General features: G+C 52.6%; 8 protein-coding genes. 1 reads left to right on the top strand and 7 read right to left on the bottom strand.

The window, feature by feature from the left end:
• Window positions 1-4: 4 nt before the first annotated feature.
• Window positions 5-5,701, top strand: coding sequence for a DUF4011 domain-containing anti-phage protein Hhe (gene hhe / locus FE788_RS13715; RefSeq protein WP_138381172.1), 5,697 nt, complete (start codon window positions 5-7; stop codon window positions 5,699-5,701).
• Window positions 5,702-5,833: 132 nt separating this feature from the next.
• Here the strand turns inward: hhe and FE788_RS13710 are convergent.
• The 7 genes from FE788_RS13710 to FE788_RS13680 all read right to left on the bottom strand — a co-directional run bounded on the left by FE788_RS13710 (window position 5,834) and on the right by FE788_RS13680 (window position 18,961).
• Window positions 5,834-6,776 (bottom strand): IS630 family transposase gene (locus FE788_RS13710; RefSeq protein WP_138381171.1). Its coding sequence is split into 2 segments (ribosomal slippage): window positions 5,834-6,433 and window positions 6,435-6,776, totalling 942 coding nucleotides; the frame shifts between segments, so codons are not numbered across the junction.
• 540 nt (window positions 6,777-7,316) lie between these two features.
• Window positions 7,317-8,786, bottom strand: coding sequence for a DUF4407 domain-containing protein (locus FE788_RS13705; protein ID WP_138381170.1), 1,470 nt, complete (start codon window positions 8,784-8,786; stop codon window positions 7,317-7,319).
• 76 nt (window positions 8,787-8,862) lie between these two features.
• Window positions 8,863-12,018 (bottom strand): type I restriction endonuclease subunit R, encoded by a 3,156-nt coding sequence (locus tag FE788_RS13700; protein WP_138381169.1) that lies wholly within the window; start codon window positions 12,016-12,018, stop codon window positions 8,863-8,865.
• Window positions 12,015-15,290: a DEAD/DEAH box helicase gene (locus FE788_RS13695; protein WP_138381168.1), complete on the bottom strand. Its 3,276-nt coding sequence runs from the start codon at window positions 15,288-15,290 to the stop codon at window positions 12,015-12,017. The genes FE788_RS13700 and FE788_RS13695 overlap by 4 nt, the downstream gene beginning before the upstream one ends.
• Window positions 15,287-16,084, bottom strand: a complete 798-nt coding sequence (locus FE788_RS13690; protein ID WP_138381167.1) for a hypothetical protein — start codon at window positions 16,082-16,084, stop codon at window positions 15,287-15,289. The genes FE788_RS13695 and FE788_RS13690 overlap by 4 nt, the downstream gene beginning before the upstream one ends.
• Window positions 16,081-17,355 carry a restriction endonuclease subunit S gene (locus FE788_RS13685; protein WP_138381166.1) on the bottom strand — a complete coding sequence of 425 codons (1,275 nt, stop codon included), beginning with the start codon at window positions 17,353-17,355 and terminating at the stop codon, window positions 16,081-16,083. The genes FE788_RS13690 and FE788_RS13685 overlap by 4 nt, the downstream gene beginning before the upstream one ends.
• Entirely contained in the window at window positions 17,348-18,961 is a 1,614-nt protein-coding gene (locus tag FE788_RS13680; RefSeq protein WP_138381165.1) for a class I SAM-dependent DNA methyltransferase, read from the bottom strand. The genes FE788_RS13685 and FE788_RS13680 overlap by 8 nt, the downstream gene beginning before the upstream one ends.
• Window positions 18,962-18,979: the final 18 nt, after the last annotated feature.

The raw sequence follows: 18,979 nt of genomic DNA, 5'->3' as shown, positions 1-18,979 counted from the left end.
GGGCATGCAGGCTGCTTTACCAAGAACGCTGGATAAATTCCTTTCTGTTTGGAAAAACTCCACACCGAAATATGTAGTTCATCTTAGGGGGACTTCAGTCTGTGGAAGCGATGAAATCAAAACAAGTAGGTTGTTTGCTATGAGTGAAAATGCTGTAGACAATGTAAATCTTGCGGAGAATTTCTCTCAAGGTAAACCAATTGCCGATGCTGGATCTGTGGAGAAACCAGACTATTTGACGGGAGATGTTGCTTCTGGGTTGGAGCGACTTCGCAAAAGGCTACTAGATTTATCAAAATCCAACCGCCTTTTGAATTTCCGATATTATGCTCGCTCGACCTTGAGAGTTATTGATGAATTGCCAGACCAGTTGTTTGAAAATTTTATAAATGGTGGCGTATCCATTCTTGAGCCTGTTCCTCTGCCGGTTAAGGCGAAGGAGAAACTATCATTTTGGAAAGAACATAAGCACCTTCTAGATACGCCGGACCAATTAGAAAAACTCAGGAACGAAAGAGAAATTCCTATACCTCCGGTCGAGGCCTACGCGCGTTGGAAAGGGATTCGTGTTGACTATGAGCTTCCCCAAAAAACAGACGAAACCAACTCCAGAAAGCATCAAGATAATAAAATACAAACCTTGCTGTACCCAAAGGATCTTCAAGCTGTTGCAGCAAGGTTGTCTTCCTTAAGTCGAACCGCTGTTGAAGAAACTGGGAGCAATATGTTGTTCCTTTCCTTTGGGTTTTTAGAATGGACAGACGACGATAATTCGGAAAAAAGCTTCCTTGCTCCATTACTTTTGCTTCCCGTCCAGTTAGAAAGGCAAAAAAAGAGTAGGGATGGGATGTTTAGGTATGCCCTATCCTATTCGGGGGAAGATTTGCAGGTTAACCTTAGTCTCCAGGAAAAATTAAAAGAGTTTGCCATCGATCTTCCTGACCTAAAAATCGAAAATGAAATGCCTGAAAAATATTGGGCTAAGGTGCAGAGGATCATCCGAAATAAGCCCAACTGGAAAATAAGACGACATATCATTCTAAGCATTTTACAGTTTGGTAAACAGTTGCTTTACCTTGATATCGATCCAGAGCGATGGCCTGTAAAAAATAATATCATAGATCATCCTTTGGTTAAAAGGTTTTTCCTTGGAGGGGAAGACGTCGGGTTAGAGTTTGCTCAGGAATACGATGTGGATAACCTGGAAGGTAACGCCGCTAACATTCCTTTGATAACAGATGCGGATAGCTCCCAACACAGCGTGATCATTGATGCTTTGCAAGGGCGTAACTTAGTCGTGGAGGGGCCACCGGGAACCGGAAAGTCTCAAACTATTACAAACATGATTGGCTCTGCACTTGCAGGTGGGAAGAAAGTTTTATTTGTTGCAGAAAAATTAGCAGCGTTGGAAGTTGTAAGGCGTAGATTAAATGAGGCCGGTTTAGGAGACTTTACTCTTGAGCTTCATTCACACAAAACTCAAAAGGGGGCATTGGTAACTGACCTAGAAAACCGGCTAAAGAAACGAGGCCAGTTTAAGGTCCCGTCGGAACTTGATGGTGAACTTAAAAAGCTGCATGCCAAACGCGATGAATTAAAGAGATATACGGAATATTTACATACGGAAATCGGGGGAATTGAACTTTCGCCATTTTCTCTTTTCCATAAAGCGACAAGATATAAAAGAAGTGTTTTAGAGAAATGCCCAGCCCTCGAAGGCATTGCAAAAAAATGGGATGAGAAGTTTTCGGCGGAGCGTTATTTTCAGAGACTTGAGGCGCTCAGGATATTATTAAGGTCTATTAAGACTATTGAGCGCGAATCCGGTTCTGTCAACAAATCTCCCTGGTTTGGGCTCAACAAACCAGATCTTAGGGTTCGTGATAGATCTTCAATTTTGGATGCCTTTCAGGCCCTACATAGCATTTTTGACGAATGCCGGGATGAGGTTGTCAAACTTTCATATTTGATTGGCCAGGAAGTTGGCAATAGGTCAGATATCTATGAATCTCTTGTGGATCTTGAGTCTCAATTGGCATTGTTACCCAAAATGCCGGAATGGTCTGTTGTAAATAAATTATATGATGAAGAAAACATAAACCAACTAGAGGGCTTTTTACTTCAAGTCCAGAAATATGAAGAGTGCTTATCTAGGTTTCATGAACACTTTGAAGGAGAAACCTATCTGATAAATGATGACCAGCAATATCTTGAAGAAGCGTTTAATATTGCGAGTCAGATTTTAAGCCCTAAAAGCCTGTTAAGTCACAGCGATGAAATTTTGGATAAAATATCCTCCATTTATGGAATTTTGTCTAAGACAGAACAGGAATGGAAAAATTGTCTGGAGTTATTTGGACTGCCTGATGCTTTAACTGTCGAAACACTTGAGCTGCTTAAGGTTATTATTGAGTTAAGTTCCACAGCCCCCCAAGATAAACTCAATTATCGGAGTAACGTCTTTGATGAAGATGTCGATCAACTCTTGGAAAGCATGTCAGATGAGATTGATCTTTTGAAAAACCAGAAGTTCAAACTCGACTTATCATTTTCTGGTTATGAAGATCTGCCTCAATCACAAATCTTGGAAGCTGCTTCTATATTGGAGAACAGTTCTGTTACCCGGTTTTTTGCCCCAAAATGGTGGAAAGCTAGAGGTTTGTTTAAATCGACTTTGAAAGGGGAATATCCAAAGGGGGGCTCAATATCTGAGCTCCTTCTGGAGATTGCAGATTTTAAGGAGAAAAAACAGGCCCTTGAAGCCAACGAGGAATACAGGGAAGTCTGGCAGGACTTATTTAAGGGTCTTGATACAGACATTGTTGGTTTGAAAGCTCTAAGAGAATGGTATAAAGCTGTCAGAGCGAAATTGGGTTTCGGTTTTTCTTTGGCGGCAAGGTCCGCGGATAAAATATTGGAAATGGAGGTGTCCACCCTTAAATCACTTTCTCGCTTGCAGCAATATGGCCTTGCAGGAAAAGGTGAGGAGGTTCTTAGTGCCCTGAATTGGTGCTTAGAGCACTTGAATAGAGAGCTAGATCCTAAGGAAGAACTGACGACACTTGTTGAAGATATTAAAAACTCAGCCGCAAAACTCAGATCGCTTATAGTAGGATTGCCGGTCAAATTAAAATCCACTTCGATTACCTCTGAGCAATATCGATTTGCGATGGAAGCGGGTATTGAAGCAAGAAATCTCGAAAATGAAATCAACAAAAATGAATTCGCAAAGGATATTCTAGGGGAAGTTTTTTCTGGCGTTTCGACGGATGCAAATAAAGTGAATATAGCTATTAATTTTGCCAGAAAATTGAATGAAATATTGATCTTGGATTCCATCAGAGAAGCGATTTTTAAATCATCAACACCGGAAATCATTGTACAACTCATTAAGTGGTCAAATTCTGCGGTCCCCAAGCTCAAGAATTTTATAGAGGATTCCGAAAAGATCGCTCAAGATTACTATCTTGATCAAGTCCACTGGTTTAAAGATTCTAATGGAGTTAGGGACTATGAGCACTTCCGTGAATGCTTAAAGAATGCCATGGCATTACCAACTCTCCTTAGCGATTGGATTACTTACAAGCGGAATAGGGAACGGGTAGACAATCTGGGGCTATCAAGACTAGTAAAGCTTGTGGAGCAAGGAGACTTGGCGAAGGAAGACGCGGAAAACGGACTGGCGTTTCTGACTTATTACCCCCATGCCGATAGGCTAGCAGTCAATGATCAATTTTTGTCAGGATTAAATGGAGATTTTCTAGACGAATTGCGCAGTTCATTTAAAAGTCTTGATAGTAAAATCCAAGACCTGAATAAGCGAGGGATTGCGGGCAGACTTGATGTATTGAAGGTACCCTCCGGGGTTCAAGGTCCCCGGGTAAAGGACAAAACAGAACTATCTCTTATCAATCATATCGTTACCAAACCCAAAAGCCGGGTAACAATTAGGCAATTAATTAAACGGGCAGGAAGGTCTTTGCAGGTCTTAAAACCCTGTTGGATGATGGGGCCATTATCTGTGGCGCAATATATTCCGGCAGGGGAATTGGAATTCGATCTGCTAATTATGGATGAAGCGTCCCAGATGAAACCCGAGGATGCAATAGGATGTATTGCAAGGGCTAAGCAGGTAATCATTGTGGGTGACCCCAAACAGCTTCCTCCAACGAATTTCTTTAATCGCACAGTGGAGGCGGAAGAGGATGAGGACGATACTTCAGAAGTTGAGGAAGCAGAAAGCATTTTGGATGCGGCAATCCCCATTTTCCAGCCGGCAAGAAGGTTGCGCTGGCATTACAGAAGCCAATCTGAAGATCTGATCTCCTTTTCTAACAAGTACTTTTATAATAATGATTTGGTTGTATTTCCATCTCCTACAACCAGGTCGGAGGATAAAGGTATAAGTTTTGAGTATGTTCCTAAGGCGACATGTAGAAAGGGGAAAAACCCTGTTGAGGCCCGTTATGTAGCCAAAAGAGCAATTGAATTTATGGAGTCAGGGACGGCGAATAGCCTTGGTATTGTGGCTTTGAACTCTGCCCAGCAACAGCTTATAGAGGACGAATTTTATCGTCTTCTACAAAAAAGCCCACTTGCAGAAGTGTATCTTGAACGTCGTGCGCAAGGTTCAGAAAGGTTTTTTATCAAGAATCTTGAAAACGTTCAGGGCGATGAGCGAGATGTGATGATGATTTCTTTCACTTATGGCCCAGATCCCGACAGTGGCAAGGTTATGAATCGCTTTGGTCCAATTACAGGTGAAACAGGTTGGCGACGACTGAATGTCCTTTTTACCAGGGCAAAGAAGCGGATCATTTCCATCAGTTCTATGCGATCCGATGATATTAAGCTGGCCATTAATGCCAAGAAAGGTCTGGTCGCTTTGAAAAACTTTCTTGCCTATGCCGAGACAGGGCAGTTGGAAACAAGTACTCATACAGGGGAAGCGCCAGATAGTGATTTCGAGATTGCTATTGCGGAGGCTTTGTCTTCACGAGGCTATGAGTGTGTCGCCCAATTAGGGGTAGCGGGGTATTTCCTCGACTTGGCTGTAAAACACCCGGACCAGGATGACGGATTTATTCTTGGAATTGAATGTGATGGAGCAACTTATCATTCAGCAAAGTCAGTTCGTGATCGCGATCGCCTGAGACAATTGGTTCTAGAGAGGATGGGGTGGAAAATTGAGCGCATCTGGTCAACTGATTGGTTTGAGGATAGTGAGCGTCAGGTTGAAAAAATATGTGAGCGTATTGAAACGCTAAGGGAGCGTGATCGTCTACGTCGGGAAAAACAGGAACAAAAAGCTCTTAAGGCTCAGAAACCTAAAGAGACAATAAATAAATCAGAGAACTTTGAACCTGAAAATGCAAACAAACAAAAACCCGATCAGGACACCAAAGAAAGAGCTAATCTATCCTCCTCTCTTAAAAATGGAAGAATTTCAATAGAGGAAGCCAAAGACAAACTTATAGATCTGCGTGAGAATGTTATCTATGTTGAATGCCCTGATTCTGATCGGTCTAAGGGGTTGCTTCGCAATGAGATGATAGAATGTCTTTTGGAGACTTTGCCTACAAATGGCGACGAGTTTCTGCAGTTTGTTCCCCCTCATCTGCGAGGAGATGCGATAGACTTGAACCAGTTCAGAAAATATAGTCAGAGAGTTTTTGATATTCTGGCGGAAGTAGACTGCTAGGCCGTAAACTCACAAAAGAGCTTTCCAATCCGGCGAAATATGATCTTTATTCAAAACCTGTCAAATAACTGAGGAGGTTTCGATGCTCCGCGTCGGTAGGGGAACAGCCTCTAGAGTCTTTTGTTAATAGGTTTAGGCATAACCTGCATTTCTGAGATAGTTGGCGCATTCCTGTGGTGAAAATTCATCGAGGAGTGTCCCAATGCGTTTCCATGTTGCTTCCTTGGTTTTTTCCTTTGCCTTCCTTAGCAGTCGTTTGAGTTTGGCAAAGACCTGTTCGATGGGGTTGAGGTCCGGGCTATAGGGCGGCAGGAAGAACACCCTTGCGCCAGCGTTCCGGATCGCCTCCCTGACAGCCTTGCCTTTATGGGACGAGAGATTGTCGAGGATCACGACATCGCCAGGCTTCAGGGTTGGCACGAGGAACTGTTTCACCCATGCGAGGAAGCGTTCCGCGTTGATGGGGCCGTCGAAGACACATGGCGCCGTGATGCCGTCATGACGCAGTGCTGCAATGAAGGTCATGGTCAACCAGTGCCCCCCCGGTGCCTGAGCCTTCAAAGGCCGGCCCCTTGGGCTCCAGCCATGGGTGGGGGTCATATTGGTCTTGGCCCAGGTCTCATCGACAAAGACAAGTCGTTCAGATGTGATCCGCTTCTGGTATTTCTTCCACTGTTGACGCCTGAAGGCAATATCAGGCCTGTCCTGCTCGCTGGCGAATACGGTTTTTTTTGAAGCTGATACCGATCGTGCGGAAAAAGCGGGAAAGCATGCCCGGGTCCGCACGAACACCATGCTCATCCTGTAAAAGGCCACACAGAGCTTCAAGGGTGAGGTCTGGTTGTTCTTCGATCCGGGTCACAAGCCAGTCCTGTACAGCAGGCAGGGCTGAAGGGCGATGCCCACCTGTACCAACAGGATGGCGGCGTTTGTCCTGTGTCACGGCCTGCAACCACTTCACAGCGGTGGAGGCACTGACGCCGTAGCGCGCTGCTGCTCCACGGCGGCTCATCCCCTCAACAAGAACCGCATCAATAACGCGGTCACGCAAATCCTGATCAAGCGCTTTCGGCATAGAGACTGGCCTCCTTATCCAGCCCCTATCTTGAATCACAAATAAAGCAAAAAGGGAACCCCTTTCCGACCCAACCTTTTCACAATTCACTCTAGCCACGCGGCAATGAGCGGGGGTTGGGCCGTCACAGGCTGGAAACCGCCGGGTTGTGCGGGCCGGACCCCGGACCTGATCCGGGGGACTACACGGCCCTGCGGTTTCCGCCCGAAGAGAAACGAAGGGCCTGACCTTGACGGCCCCGGGGCTGCAAGCCCCAAAAACAAAACAAACGAGGCCGCAGGCCCCAAAGACAAGACAAACGAGGCCGCAGGCCCCAAAGACAAGACAAAGAAGAAGTGGCCCGAGGGCCGCTCAACAGAGGCGGCGCAGCCGCCCTAACCGCGAGGGATGGACGCCGGAAGGCCAAGACCCGGCATAGCCGGGGCTTGGTTCACGACAGCCAGTTGCGGCTTTGCCGGACACACAAAGATCAGAAACAAGCAAGGATCATTGCGAGATTTGATGGTGGCAGAGTTGTGGCTCTAATGGAAAGGATATCTTCTACTTTCCATCGTAAGTAGCGCCGATCTTCTTCATGATCCAATCCATGACCGGATTTGGGTGGCGTTCCTCATGGCTCTTGGATTCCATTCGATCTGCTGGGTTATAGGTCAGTTCAAAGAAAGTTGCCGCTGCGATACCATCTTTGAATGGTTCAGCCTGCTTCTTAAACCCTTCCACTGAGGCAGCAACCGAATATTTGTATGCATAGTTCTCCTTCAGCCTAAATAAGACGGCATGACGTGTTGCTGCAAATTTAGCGAACCATGCTGCTGGTAGCAGCAAGAGTGCTCGCACAATGATTTGCCCAAAGAACTCCAGTGTCCCCGCCTCCCGCGGCAAATTGGGCGCAACTATCGCGTCAAATCCAAACAGGCTCGCAAACCCCGGTACAACGTAGGCAACAAGCGGAATTACAGAGAGGAAGAGCAAGAATATTGCAAAATAAAACACCCGCCGGGCGGTCTTCAATTCGCTAGAAATATTGTCACGAAGCTCTCCAAACGAACCAGCCAGTCCGGCAACCGTAGCGCCGGTTAGCATGGCTTCTGCCTGCTCTGTCAACCTTTTGGTGTCATCTTCGATCTCTCGAAGATTTTCGATTAATTCATCCTGTTGTTTCTTCCCAGTTTCGAAAGTTTTTCCCCGCGCATCCAGCTGCTTCTGGAAATTCTCAAACGTCGCTTTGTAGCTATCGACTTGCACTTGCAGTTGTTCAGCCTGTTCCGTAGTTCCGCGAATGGCTGTTATGGACTGTGTGCCCTCGTTTGTGTATTCAGAAAGTGTCTTGCGATCCTTATCGCTCTCCGTCTTCAGCCGCTCTATCTCATCTCTCAGGGGTGCGCTCTGCGCCTGAAGTTCCCCAATTTTCTCTCGGTCGGCCTGGGCGGCCCGATTGAGTTCCTGCAATTCAGCACGCTGTCTATGTACTTCCTCCATGGCAATGGAAAAAGCGTCCAAGGCTGCTGAGAAATCCGGCAGCTCCTTGACACCAACCAAATTCAGCAAAGGATAGTAGGCTAGAAGAACCGCTTCCGAATGATTCCATATATGTTGAAAAATTGGTCCGAGTTGAAGGTTAACTTGTCCGTTGGCACTTTGGAGCGTGAGGTCGTCGGGGTTTAAGTTTCCTGGACCACCGTTTTTCTCAATGTTTGAAAAACCATCTAAAATCGACTGGTACTGACCCGTGAGTTGTTCGAGGGGCTTGATAACCCCGTTTATAAGTGATTCTGGAATCAGAAAAGAGTCAGATTCCTTATCCGCTTCGGAATTGGGTGCCATCTCGCAAAGCGCCATGATACGGGCATCAATCTGGGCAAGAGAGCGCCCAACACCAGGAGCTTCCTTGGAAAGGTCAAACTGGTTCTCATTCTTGCCCCTAATCTTTTGAACACGTTCTATCGTCGAAGCACGCACCTCCGACAATGCCAAAAATTTTTCAGCAATCGTCTGTAATGAATTAGCCATGGCGATTTCCAATCGTCTTATTTCTGTCCATTCGGCTTATTGCCCGTAGAATCGCAACGCGCCAATAATAAGATGCTCATGCCGCCCACCTCGCTGAAAGAACTTCCGCCTGCTGCAACACCGTTTGCACAGCGGCATCCTGAAGGTCTGGCGGGTAGCCGTATTTGCGCAGGATACGTTTGACCAGAACACGCATGCGTGCACGCGCGGCCTCGCGGTGCTGCCAATCTACCGAAGCATTGGTTTTAAGGCTATTCAGAAGCTCGTGGGCGATAACACGGAGCTTCTCGTCCCCCATGACCTCGATAGCGCTCTCGTTCTGGGCCAGGGCGTCATAGAAGGAAATCTCCTCCAAACTAAGTCCCTCTTCTTCTCCGCGTTGGTGCGCGGCCCGGATGTCCTTCGCCAGCTTGATCAGCTCCTGAATGACTTCCGCCGTCGTGATGGCATTAGAGTGGTAACGGGCAATGGCGTCCTCTAGCCGTTCCGAGAAGGCGCGCGTCTGCACAACGTTGACGCGGCTTTGTGAGCGTATCTCACCGTTGATAAGTTTGCGCAGGGCTTCCATGGCAAGATTCTTTTTCTCCATCCCCTGAACTTCTGCGAGGAACTCGTCGGAAAGGATGGAGATGTCAGGTGTCTCCACCCCGGCGGCTTCAAGGATATCGACAATCTCGGTTGAGATGACGGCACGGCTGACGATCTGCTGCACTGCGAGGTCTCGCTCGGCAGATGTTTTACTCGCACCCGGCGCGCTTTTGGTGAGCGCGGCGCGAATGGTCTGGAAGAAGCCGACCTCGTCCCTGATGTCGCGCGCTTCGTCGCTGGCGGCAGCAAGAGCAAAGGCTTTCGATAGCGCCAGCACAGCATCACTGAAGCGGCGATGCGCGCGTTTCTTGCCCTCGTTCGTGGTTTCCTTTGCCGCAGCCCGATGCTGCATGTCCAGCACCCACTCCATCGCCCCGGCCAGGACAGTAAGCCGCTCCTGCGGCGATCCGGTCAAACCAGCGCGATAATCGAAACCTCCCTTGGTATCCTGGGCGAACATATCCCGGACGATTTCGTACTTCTCCATCATTACGGCGATGGCTTCGGCCTCGTCGATGCCCGCGTGTTGCTGGTCGGCGCGTGAATACTGACTGAGGGCCGATTTTAAGTTTTGCGCGATGCCGATGTAATCGACGATCAGCCCCGCTGGCTTGTCGCGGAACACCCGGTTCACGCGGGCAATGGCCTGCATCAGCCCGTGCCCACGCATCGGCTTGTCAATATACATCGTGTGCATGCACGGCGCGTCAAAGCCGGTGAGCCACATATCCCGAACGATCACGAGCTTGAGCGGGTCGTTGGGGTCCTTGGCGCGCTTGGCGAGAAGCTCGCGGCGGGCCTTGTTACCAATATGCGGCTGCCATTCTTTCGGGTCGGACGCAGCGCCGGTCATGACAATTTTGATAACGCCGCTCTCGTCATCATCGCTGTGCCATTCCGGGCGCAGCTTGATGATCTGGTCATAGAGGGCAACGCAGATGCGGCGGCTCATACAGACGATCATGGCCTTGCCGTCCATGGCGGCGACGCGATCCTCGAAATGCTGCACCAGGTCCTGGGCTACCAAGGCAAGGCGTTTCTCGGCCCCGACGACAGCCTCGATATTTGCCCATTTGCGCTTCAGCTTTTCCTGCTCGGCGAGGGCCTCGTCCTCGGTCAGCTCGGCGATTTCGTCGTCGATAAGCGGGGCCACGTCCTCATCCAGCTCAATACGCGCCAGGCGGCTTTCGTAGTAGATCGGGACGGTCGCGCCGTCCTCAACACCCCGGTTGATGTCGTACACGTCGATATATTCCCCGAACACGGCGGGGGTGTTCACATCCTCCTTCTCAATGGGGGTGCCGGTGAAACCGATGAAAGAGGCATTCGGCAAGGCATCGCGCAAATACTTGGCGAAGCCGTAGGAAATGTCGCCGGTCTTGCGTTCGACCTTGGCTCTGAACCCGTACTGGCTGCGATGCGCCTCATCGGCAATCACCACAACATTCCGGCGTTCGGTCAGAACTGGATAGTCGGTTTCGCCACGCTCCGGCGAGAACTTCTGGATGGTTGTGAAAATCACACCACCTGAAGGGCGGGACAACACCTTTTGCAAATCCTCGCGGCTATCGGCCTGTTGCGGTGTCTGGCGCAGCAAGTCGCGGCAATTGGCGAACGTGCCGAAGAGCTGGTCGTCCAGGTCGTTGCGGTCGGTGATCACCACGACGGTCGGGTTCTCCATTGCCGGATGAGCGATGATCTGCCCGGCATAGAAGGCCATAAGCAGGCTCTTGCCGGAGCCCTGGGTGTGCCAGATAACCCCAATGCGCCGGTCGCCTTCAGGCCGGGACGCGGCAATCGTGCGCTCGACGGCATGGCGCACCGCATGAAACTGGTGATACCCAGCCACGATCTTGACAAGGCCGGAGCCCGTATCGGCAAAAACCGTGAAGTCGCGAATGAGGGTCAAAAATCGGTTCTTTTCAAACACGCCTTCGATAAGCGTGCCCAGCTCTGGCGTGCCCTTAGGCGCAACTTCGGTTCCATCCACCGTGCGCCAGGGCATGAAGCGCTCGATATCTGCGGTCAGCGAACCGACGCGCGCCATGATTCCGTCGGACGTGACAAGAACGCCATTGGTGCGGAAAAGTGACGGTATCTGATCCTTGTAGGTTTGGAGCTGGTTGAAGGCGCCCTCAAGGGTTGCGTTCTCATCACCGGGATTCTTCAGTTCGATCACGGCCAGGGGCAGGCCGTTGACGAAAAGCACCACATCGGGGCGGCGGTTGTTCCTGTTCTCAATGACCGTGTACTGATTAACGGCCAGCCAGTCATTATTGTCAGGGTCGCTATAGTCGATCAGATAAGCCGTATCCCCGCCAATGCTGCCGTCCTCCCGCGTGATCTCAACCGGCACGCCCTCGACAAGGTAGCGATGCAGGCGGCGGTTCTCCTCGACCAGCGACGGCGTTTCCACCTGCTGCACCTTGCGCAGCACCTCTTCCAGCGTGTCAGCGGGCAGGTGTGGATTGATCCGCGCAAGCGCGGTGCGAAAACGCTCAAGCAGCAGCACCTGGTCATAGCTGACACGCTCGGGCGCTGGCCCATCGGGGGAAATATCCGGCCCGTGTATAACGCGATAGCCCAGACCCGAAAGCCATTCGAGCGCAGCGTCTTCAACATGGCTTTCGGCGAATTTGGTCATTCACCCGCCTCCCCGGAAAGTAATTCCCAAACGCGTTTGTAGCCGCTGCCGGAGAGTGCCGCGTTGTCAGGGCGGGCGCGCTGCCAGTCACGGTCACTCATGTTCTTGAGGAACTGGCGAGCCTGTCCAACGGAATACCGAACATCGCCGTCGCCGACTGTCTCGCGGTACAAATTTCCAAGGTTTTCCGCCGCGCTGCGTGGCGCGGAATTCATGCGCATCAGCACCGCCTCTTCTGTGCGTACGCCGTGATAGATCATCGCCGGAAGCGCATTGATCCTTCGACGCTCGGCTTCAGGCAGGCTGTCAAAGTCGATACCGGAAACACGGCTTAGCGCGGAAACACCCCAAGTGCCGTTGTTGACAATTGCGCGGTATATCGCGCGGCAGGCATCCGTAATCGCTGCCGTTCCAGATTCATCGTCGTTTTCCCGGCTGAAGTATTCTTTCGCTATGGTGTCAATCTCTTTGCCATTCACCCAGTCACGCGTGATGTCAGATATGCGGGTTCGGTCAAAACCTACGCCGCCGATCTCCTCAAGCTTCTGCCGCAATTGCGGCACTTTCAGCATCACGCCGTACAAATCAGCGATCTTGCCACCTTCGCCGAAAAGGCTGTCCGGCGCCCAATCCGAGGGGGTGAGCTTGGTTTCAAGAGTGCCAAGTCCCGTCATCGCTTTCGTCACGCCTTCCGGCGAGAAACCCGTCGAATCTGCAAGCTCGGCAATGCCTTCAGGCATATCGGCTAGCTTGCGCGCGTAAGCTTGCGTTGCATCGAGCAATGCGTCCGCTTTTTCCCGTTGCGCGGGATCGTTACGCAGCGACGTGTAACCGAAGGTCTGACGAAGGAGCTGCTCGGAGTCCGATAGAACGGCATCGAGGTTCTTTTTCTCCGCCCAGAGATGCGCAACGTAACAGCGGAAATCTTCCCACTGGTCCTGCCAGAGAATCTCTGAAAGATTTGCCAATTGGCCTTGAGCGGCAAGATCGTTCAGTAGCGACACAAGGCGCGAGACCAGGGCGCCCGTATTGCGGCTCACAAACTCGATGAGAGACTCCCGGCTGGAGCCTTCTGCAAGACCTACTACGCCGACACTGTCATGGCCGATGCGGCCTGCACGACCAGCAAGGTTCCAGAACTCACGCGGCGACATTTCTTGCCCGTAAGCGTATTTGTGCGTTTGCAGGAAAACAGACGAAACCGGAAAATTAATCCCCTGCGCAATTGTAGTGGTCGCGCAAAGCATCCGCAGGCTTCCGGTCTCCGCAAGCCACTCCATAAGGGCGCGAACATCGTCGGAAAGACCGGCATGGTGGACGCCGACCCCCTTATCCAGCATGGCGATAAGCTGGAAGTCAGGGCTGATCTCCGTGCGCAGAAAATCCTGGACCAGTTTGATATCCGACGGGACCGTATCTAGATCGGGTAAGCTTTCAGCCGCCTTGGCGGCCATTTTCCACACAGTGCGAATGCTATTGGCGACCGCGACGCTCGTGCCACGGGCGGACATGACCGTCGCAATGGCTGCCGTCTGAAGACCGAAGCCTTTCTGCTGGCCCTTGGTAAGAACCTCACTCTTGGGAACGTCAATCGGCTTCACGCCGCCAACGCGGTGCATGCCATGAAGCGGCATAGCCTTTTGGGTTGCGGTTAAGGTCTCAAAATTGAGACGCCATCCACCGCGCTGGCTATCATCCGGAACCGCACTATAGAGCCCAATGATCCGTTCGTTAGGTTTCCAGGGTGTCGTGCCGAGGCTGATCGCCTGACCGGCATTTATATCCTGTGCCAGCCATCGGGCGACCGATTCTGATCCTTCGACAAATGGCATGAGGAGAAGGAAGTTTGCCTGCGGGCAATCCCTCTTCACTGTCGCAAGCAACAACTCAATTCTAAGTCCCCTACCTTCTGTTTCAAGGTTGTGCGCTTCGTCCATGACAACGAGCGCAAGTGGGCGGTTCTCGACCTTCTTGTTGCGGATGACGAGGGACAGCTTTTCCGGTGTCGCCACAAGTACATGGAATGGCTGATCGTTGTCCGCCAATAGCTCTTCCTCGAAGGCGTCTACCTCGACTGCCGCTGTCAATTGCTCGACCCGGACGCCGATAGGCTCAAAGTCCTTTCTCAGCCGACGCGTGATCTGCGCGGACAAAGCGCGTGTGGGTGCAACGTAAGCAACCCAGCCTTTCTTCGCATCGAACTGATTTAAAGCCTGAAGGATACGAAATTGCGCGAGCAGGGTTTTCCCACCCGAGGTCGGCATGTCGACCACGATGGCCGTCTTGGCCTGATCGAGCAGTCCTTGTTCCAGAAGGGCTGCCCGCTGGGGCGGCAGAAGTTCGAACATCGCCTGATGTTCACGATGCGTCAAAGAGCGGACAAAATCTGATGTCCGCGAATTGACGGCGCGTGTCGCCCACCAAAGCGAGTTGGTGATCATGATCCGCGCGGTTGCATGTAACCAGCGCAGTATAATCTCATGCTGTGCGTCCCCCGAGGCTGTCGCCGCCTTGATCGCACCGTCGAAATGTTTGTCTATCGAGCCGAACGGGTTTGCTGGCTGCCCTTGAAGCATGTAATGGGCAACAAGCTCCGTTCCCTTGGCCCAGTGATAAAGCGCCGCGAGCCGTAGGGCGATTGCCCGGTCCTTCGCATGCGAGCCATTCTGAAGTCTTGCTTCCTCGAAGGTCTTTTGATCGTCGCGCAGCCCGGCGATGATCTCCCTGATCCGGTCAAGATCATCCCAACCATCCTTGCGGAACAGCCGGACCCAGCAATGGAAAAGACGGTACAGAAGGCGACGGTCCCACGGCGTCTCCGCAACGCTCGGCGCCCTCAGGGCCTCCGCATTTTCCTTGTACCAGCGGCGAAGGTCAGACCAGCGGTCTCCGCAATAGGCAATGGCAGAAAGTTGCAGGACAAAGAAGATCCGGTCATGCGTCTCCGTTGGGACAGGTAATAAACGACGGATATCAAAAGCACGGAACGACGCAGCGGTCGCTTGATCGCGCAACGCCACGTTCTCGCCCGCCGGACGGCTCAGCTCATCCAGCCCTTCAATCGCCGCCATTTCATAAGCGAGCGCGACCCGCTCCAGCAAAGCATCGTCATCTTTACATGAGGTAAACGAAAAGGCGATTTGCTTACCAACCGCGCGGCGGGCGAGATGTTCGTGCACAAGCCGTTCGGCCCGCTCAAGATCATCCACGCCGATCGCACTGACGGCCCAGTGATTTCTTAGAGCTTCAAGGGCATTCATGGACAGGGTCATGACGCGCCTCCTGCCCTGGCCGCGACAGCAGCTTTGCCAATACCCTCGATCCTGCCCTTCGGAAGGTACAGAGCGAGGAGCTCAATCCTCGTACCGCCGGGGCAGTCCTCGGCAAGCTTTTTAACCCGTGCCCGAAGATCATTTTTGTGCGGCTCAACATCGCGGACGAGGAATCCGTAAAGTTGCACGTCGGAGTTATTCCTCAGGTAACGCTGCGCGGCTTGCTGAAACAGATGAATCCATTTTGCACCCTTGGCACGAAACCCGAGATACTTAACCAGGTCATCGCGTATCGAAACGTTGTCCCTGAGGTCTTCGAGTTGTTGCTTGAGTCCGGTGCGGCCATGCATGGCGCCGGGTGGATGCTTGTCCTCGGAAGAGGTTTTGACCTCTCCGAAAGCCAAACAGTTTCCTTGGCCATCGTTATGGAGACCAACGAGATCAGCACCGGGCAGGCTGGAACCCCGCTTGCGTTCGTCACGTCCATCGGGCCACGGGAAGTAGCAATCGCGGTGATCGGTCAGATAAGTCTCGGCAATCGCCTCCCCAATGCGCCAGTCCTCGATATCATCCGGATCAGCGAGAACCCGGCGAAGCCCCTCCTGCTCAAACTCGGTCTCGGCAAGTCCGGTCAAAATATCTTCGATATCAGCCTTGCCCACATCGTCGAACAAGATCGCGACAACTGGCCCCTTCATTGCTGCATCAAGGTCATCGTCCGACCATGTCAGGCCAAGCCCGGAGCACGGGGCCTTGCCTTCGTTGTACACCGTTTCTCCAACCGCCACCGTCATGCAACAGCCTCCACGGCTTTTTCGGCGTCGCGGAGGCGGATTTCGCCGGACATCAGTTTGGGCAGCAGCAGATCGCGGGTTTGGGCGAGTGTTTCCAACTCGCGAAGGTTTGCCGATCGCTGTTTCCACAGAGGGGCGGCGATCCCTTCAAAGGCGTCAGCAAGGCTAGAACCCGGCCATGGGAACTCAAGCCTATATGCATTGTTTCTGTTCAACCCCGGAACTGCCGCGTCCGTATTCATGTCTGCGAGGGGCTGAGAAAGCAGCATTTGGTAACAAAAAAGAAGGCTTGCTCGCTTTGGAACAACGTAAAAAACTGTATCAATTGGGAAAACTGGTCGATCTTCCCAGTATAGGCTCCCAACCGTACCCTTGCGGCCTACAATAACGGCTGGCCCATCAATGAGAGCTTCGTCGTGGAAGCCAGTGAGCCCTCCTGAGCCATAAACGGTGACTTGACCTGGCCGACGCTTTTTCGCGGGGAGAGACTTGCCGTAGGCAAGTTCCAGATAGTCCTCGACCTTATCTAACTCCCACCCCGCCGGCTTGCCGTCGTCGTCGAGGGCGTCGGGGAAGAGGTCCCAGAGTTCGGGGGCGAGGTAGGGTTCGCGGCCCTCCATCTTGGCGCGGGTGGGGCCGAAATCGACGAACCAATCCTTGAAGATCGCCCGCGCTTGTCGCTCCAGCGTCTCATTCATCCGCCGGTTCAGCTCGATCTTGTCGTCGAGGGCTCCGAGAATTTCGCATATCTGCTCCTGCTCACCACGCGGAGGAACAAGAAACGGGACAGAAGAAAGAATAGACGTGTTCAAGTTTGGCATAGTAGCGCCGACAGCATGCTGCACGATGTAGGCTCTTACATCAGGATGAGCGAGATAATACGCAGCAAATTCTGGCATGACCGGCCCTTCGCCCAAGCGCACTCTCAGGCACCCCGTGCCGCATAACCAACCTGCTTGGTTGGGCCTAATAAGCGCTCTCCTTTCTACATCGCCTCGCCGACTGTAGACGATGTCACCAGGTTGAAGCAGATAACGCGATAGACGTTCCGCATCCTCAGCGGTGATGCGCGCAATTCCTTTCTCAGTAATTCTGTTATCGCCGATGTTCTGAGGCATCACAGAAGGGATACCATGCTCGACATAATCTGAAGCGTGCAGCTGGCTACCGAAGGGCCCTGTCTGGATATTTCCTCCACCACTAGCCGCAACTTCACCAAGTGTTGTCAACACCCAGTCTGGCGGGTACGGAAGAATTACGCTTTCACCCATGCGCACCGACCTCCTCCAGTTTCTTCCGGATAAGCGCGCTGAGCTCCTCGGCTTCGGCGAACTGCTCCGCCAGGGTTTCCTTCAGCTCCGCGAAGCGTTCCTCAAACGGCACGTCGTCTTCTTCGGCCGCCGCCGCGCCGACATAGCGGCCGGGGGTGAGCACGTGGTTGTGGGCTCTGATCTCCTCCAGCGTGGCGGATTTGCAAAAGCCCGGCACGTCTTCATAGTCGCCCGCGCCTTCCTCCCCGCGCCAGGCGTGATAGGTCCCGGCGATCTTCGCGATGTCCTCATCGGAAAATTCCCGCCTTGTGCGGTCCACCATGTGGCCGAGCTTGCGGGCGTCGATAAACAGGACCTGCCCGCGCCGGTCGCGGAAGCTTTGTCGTTGTCCTACCGCTTCGCTACTTGAGGACGTGCCGTTCTTCTTGTCCCGCGCCAGGAACCACAGGCAGGCGGGAATCTGGGTTGAGTAGAAGAGCTGACCCGGCAGGGCGATCATGCAATCCACCACGTCGCCCTCGACCATCGCGCGGCGAATCTCGCCTTCGCCGCTTTGCGCCGAGGACATGGAGCCATTGGCGAGCACCACGCCCGCCGTGCCGGTGGGTGCCAAGTGGTGATAGATATGCTGAAGCCAGGCATAGTTGGCGTTGCCCACGGGCGGCACGCCGAACTTCCAGCGGGCGTCTTCGCGCAATCTCTCCCCGCCCCAGTCGGAGATATTGAAGGGCGGATTGGCGAGAATGTAATCGGCCCTCAGGTCCGGCAATTCGTCCTTATGGAAGCTGCCCTCGTTGTTCCAGCGGATGTCGGCGTCAATGCCGCGCACCGCGAGGTTCATCTTGGCCAGCCGCCAGGTTGTGTAGTTGCTTTCCTGCCCGTAGATGGCGATGTCGCCGATGCGCCCGCCGTGTTCCTCAACGAACCTTTCGCTTTGCACAAACATGCCGCCGGAGCCGCAGCACGGGTCATAGACGCGGCCCTTGTAGGGCTCCAGCATCTCGACCAGAAGCCGCACGACGGAACGCGGCGTATAGAACTCCCCGCCGCGTTTGCCTTCCGAGCCGGCAAACTGCCCGAGGAAATATTCGTAAACGCGCCCGAGGATGTCTTTTGAACGGTCGGCTTCCTCGGCCATGCCGATGCCGCTGATCAGGTCGATCAGCTCACCCAGCATCACCTTGTTCAGCGCCGGGCGCGCGTAGTCCTTCGGCAGAACGCCCTTGAGGTTTTCGTTCTTGGCCTCAATCGCCAGCATGGCGTCGTCAATAAGCTTGCCGATTTCGGGCTTCTTGGCGTTGGCCTGAAGGTGCGACCAGCGGGCTTGCCTAGGCACCCAGAAGACGTTCTCGGCGAGGTATTCCTCCGGGTCTTCCGGATCGGCCAGTTCCTCCTTGAGCAGTTCCGCACGTTTTGTCTCGAAGGCATCGGAGATGTATTTGAGAAAGATCAGGCCAAGGGCGACGTGCTTGTAGTCCGACGGCTCCATATTGCCGCGCAGCTTGTCGGCGGCGGCCCAGAGCTGTGCCTCAAAACCCAGCTGGCCGTTATTTTTCTTGGCCTTGCCTTTGCTGCTTGATTTCGATTCTGACTTTCGGCGTGTCATAGTGCCTCTTTTCCTGGT

Source organism: Luteithermobacter gelatinilyticus, from assembly GCF_005849285.1.
GTDB lineage: Bacteria > Pseudomonadota > Alphaproteobacteria > Sphingomonadales > Emcibacteraceae > Luteithermobacter > Luteithermobacter gelatinilyticus.
The sequence above is the reverse complement of the archived record's forward strand: the minus strand, read 5'-3'. Positions and strand labels throughout refer to the sequence as shown.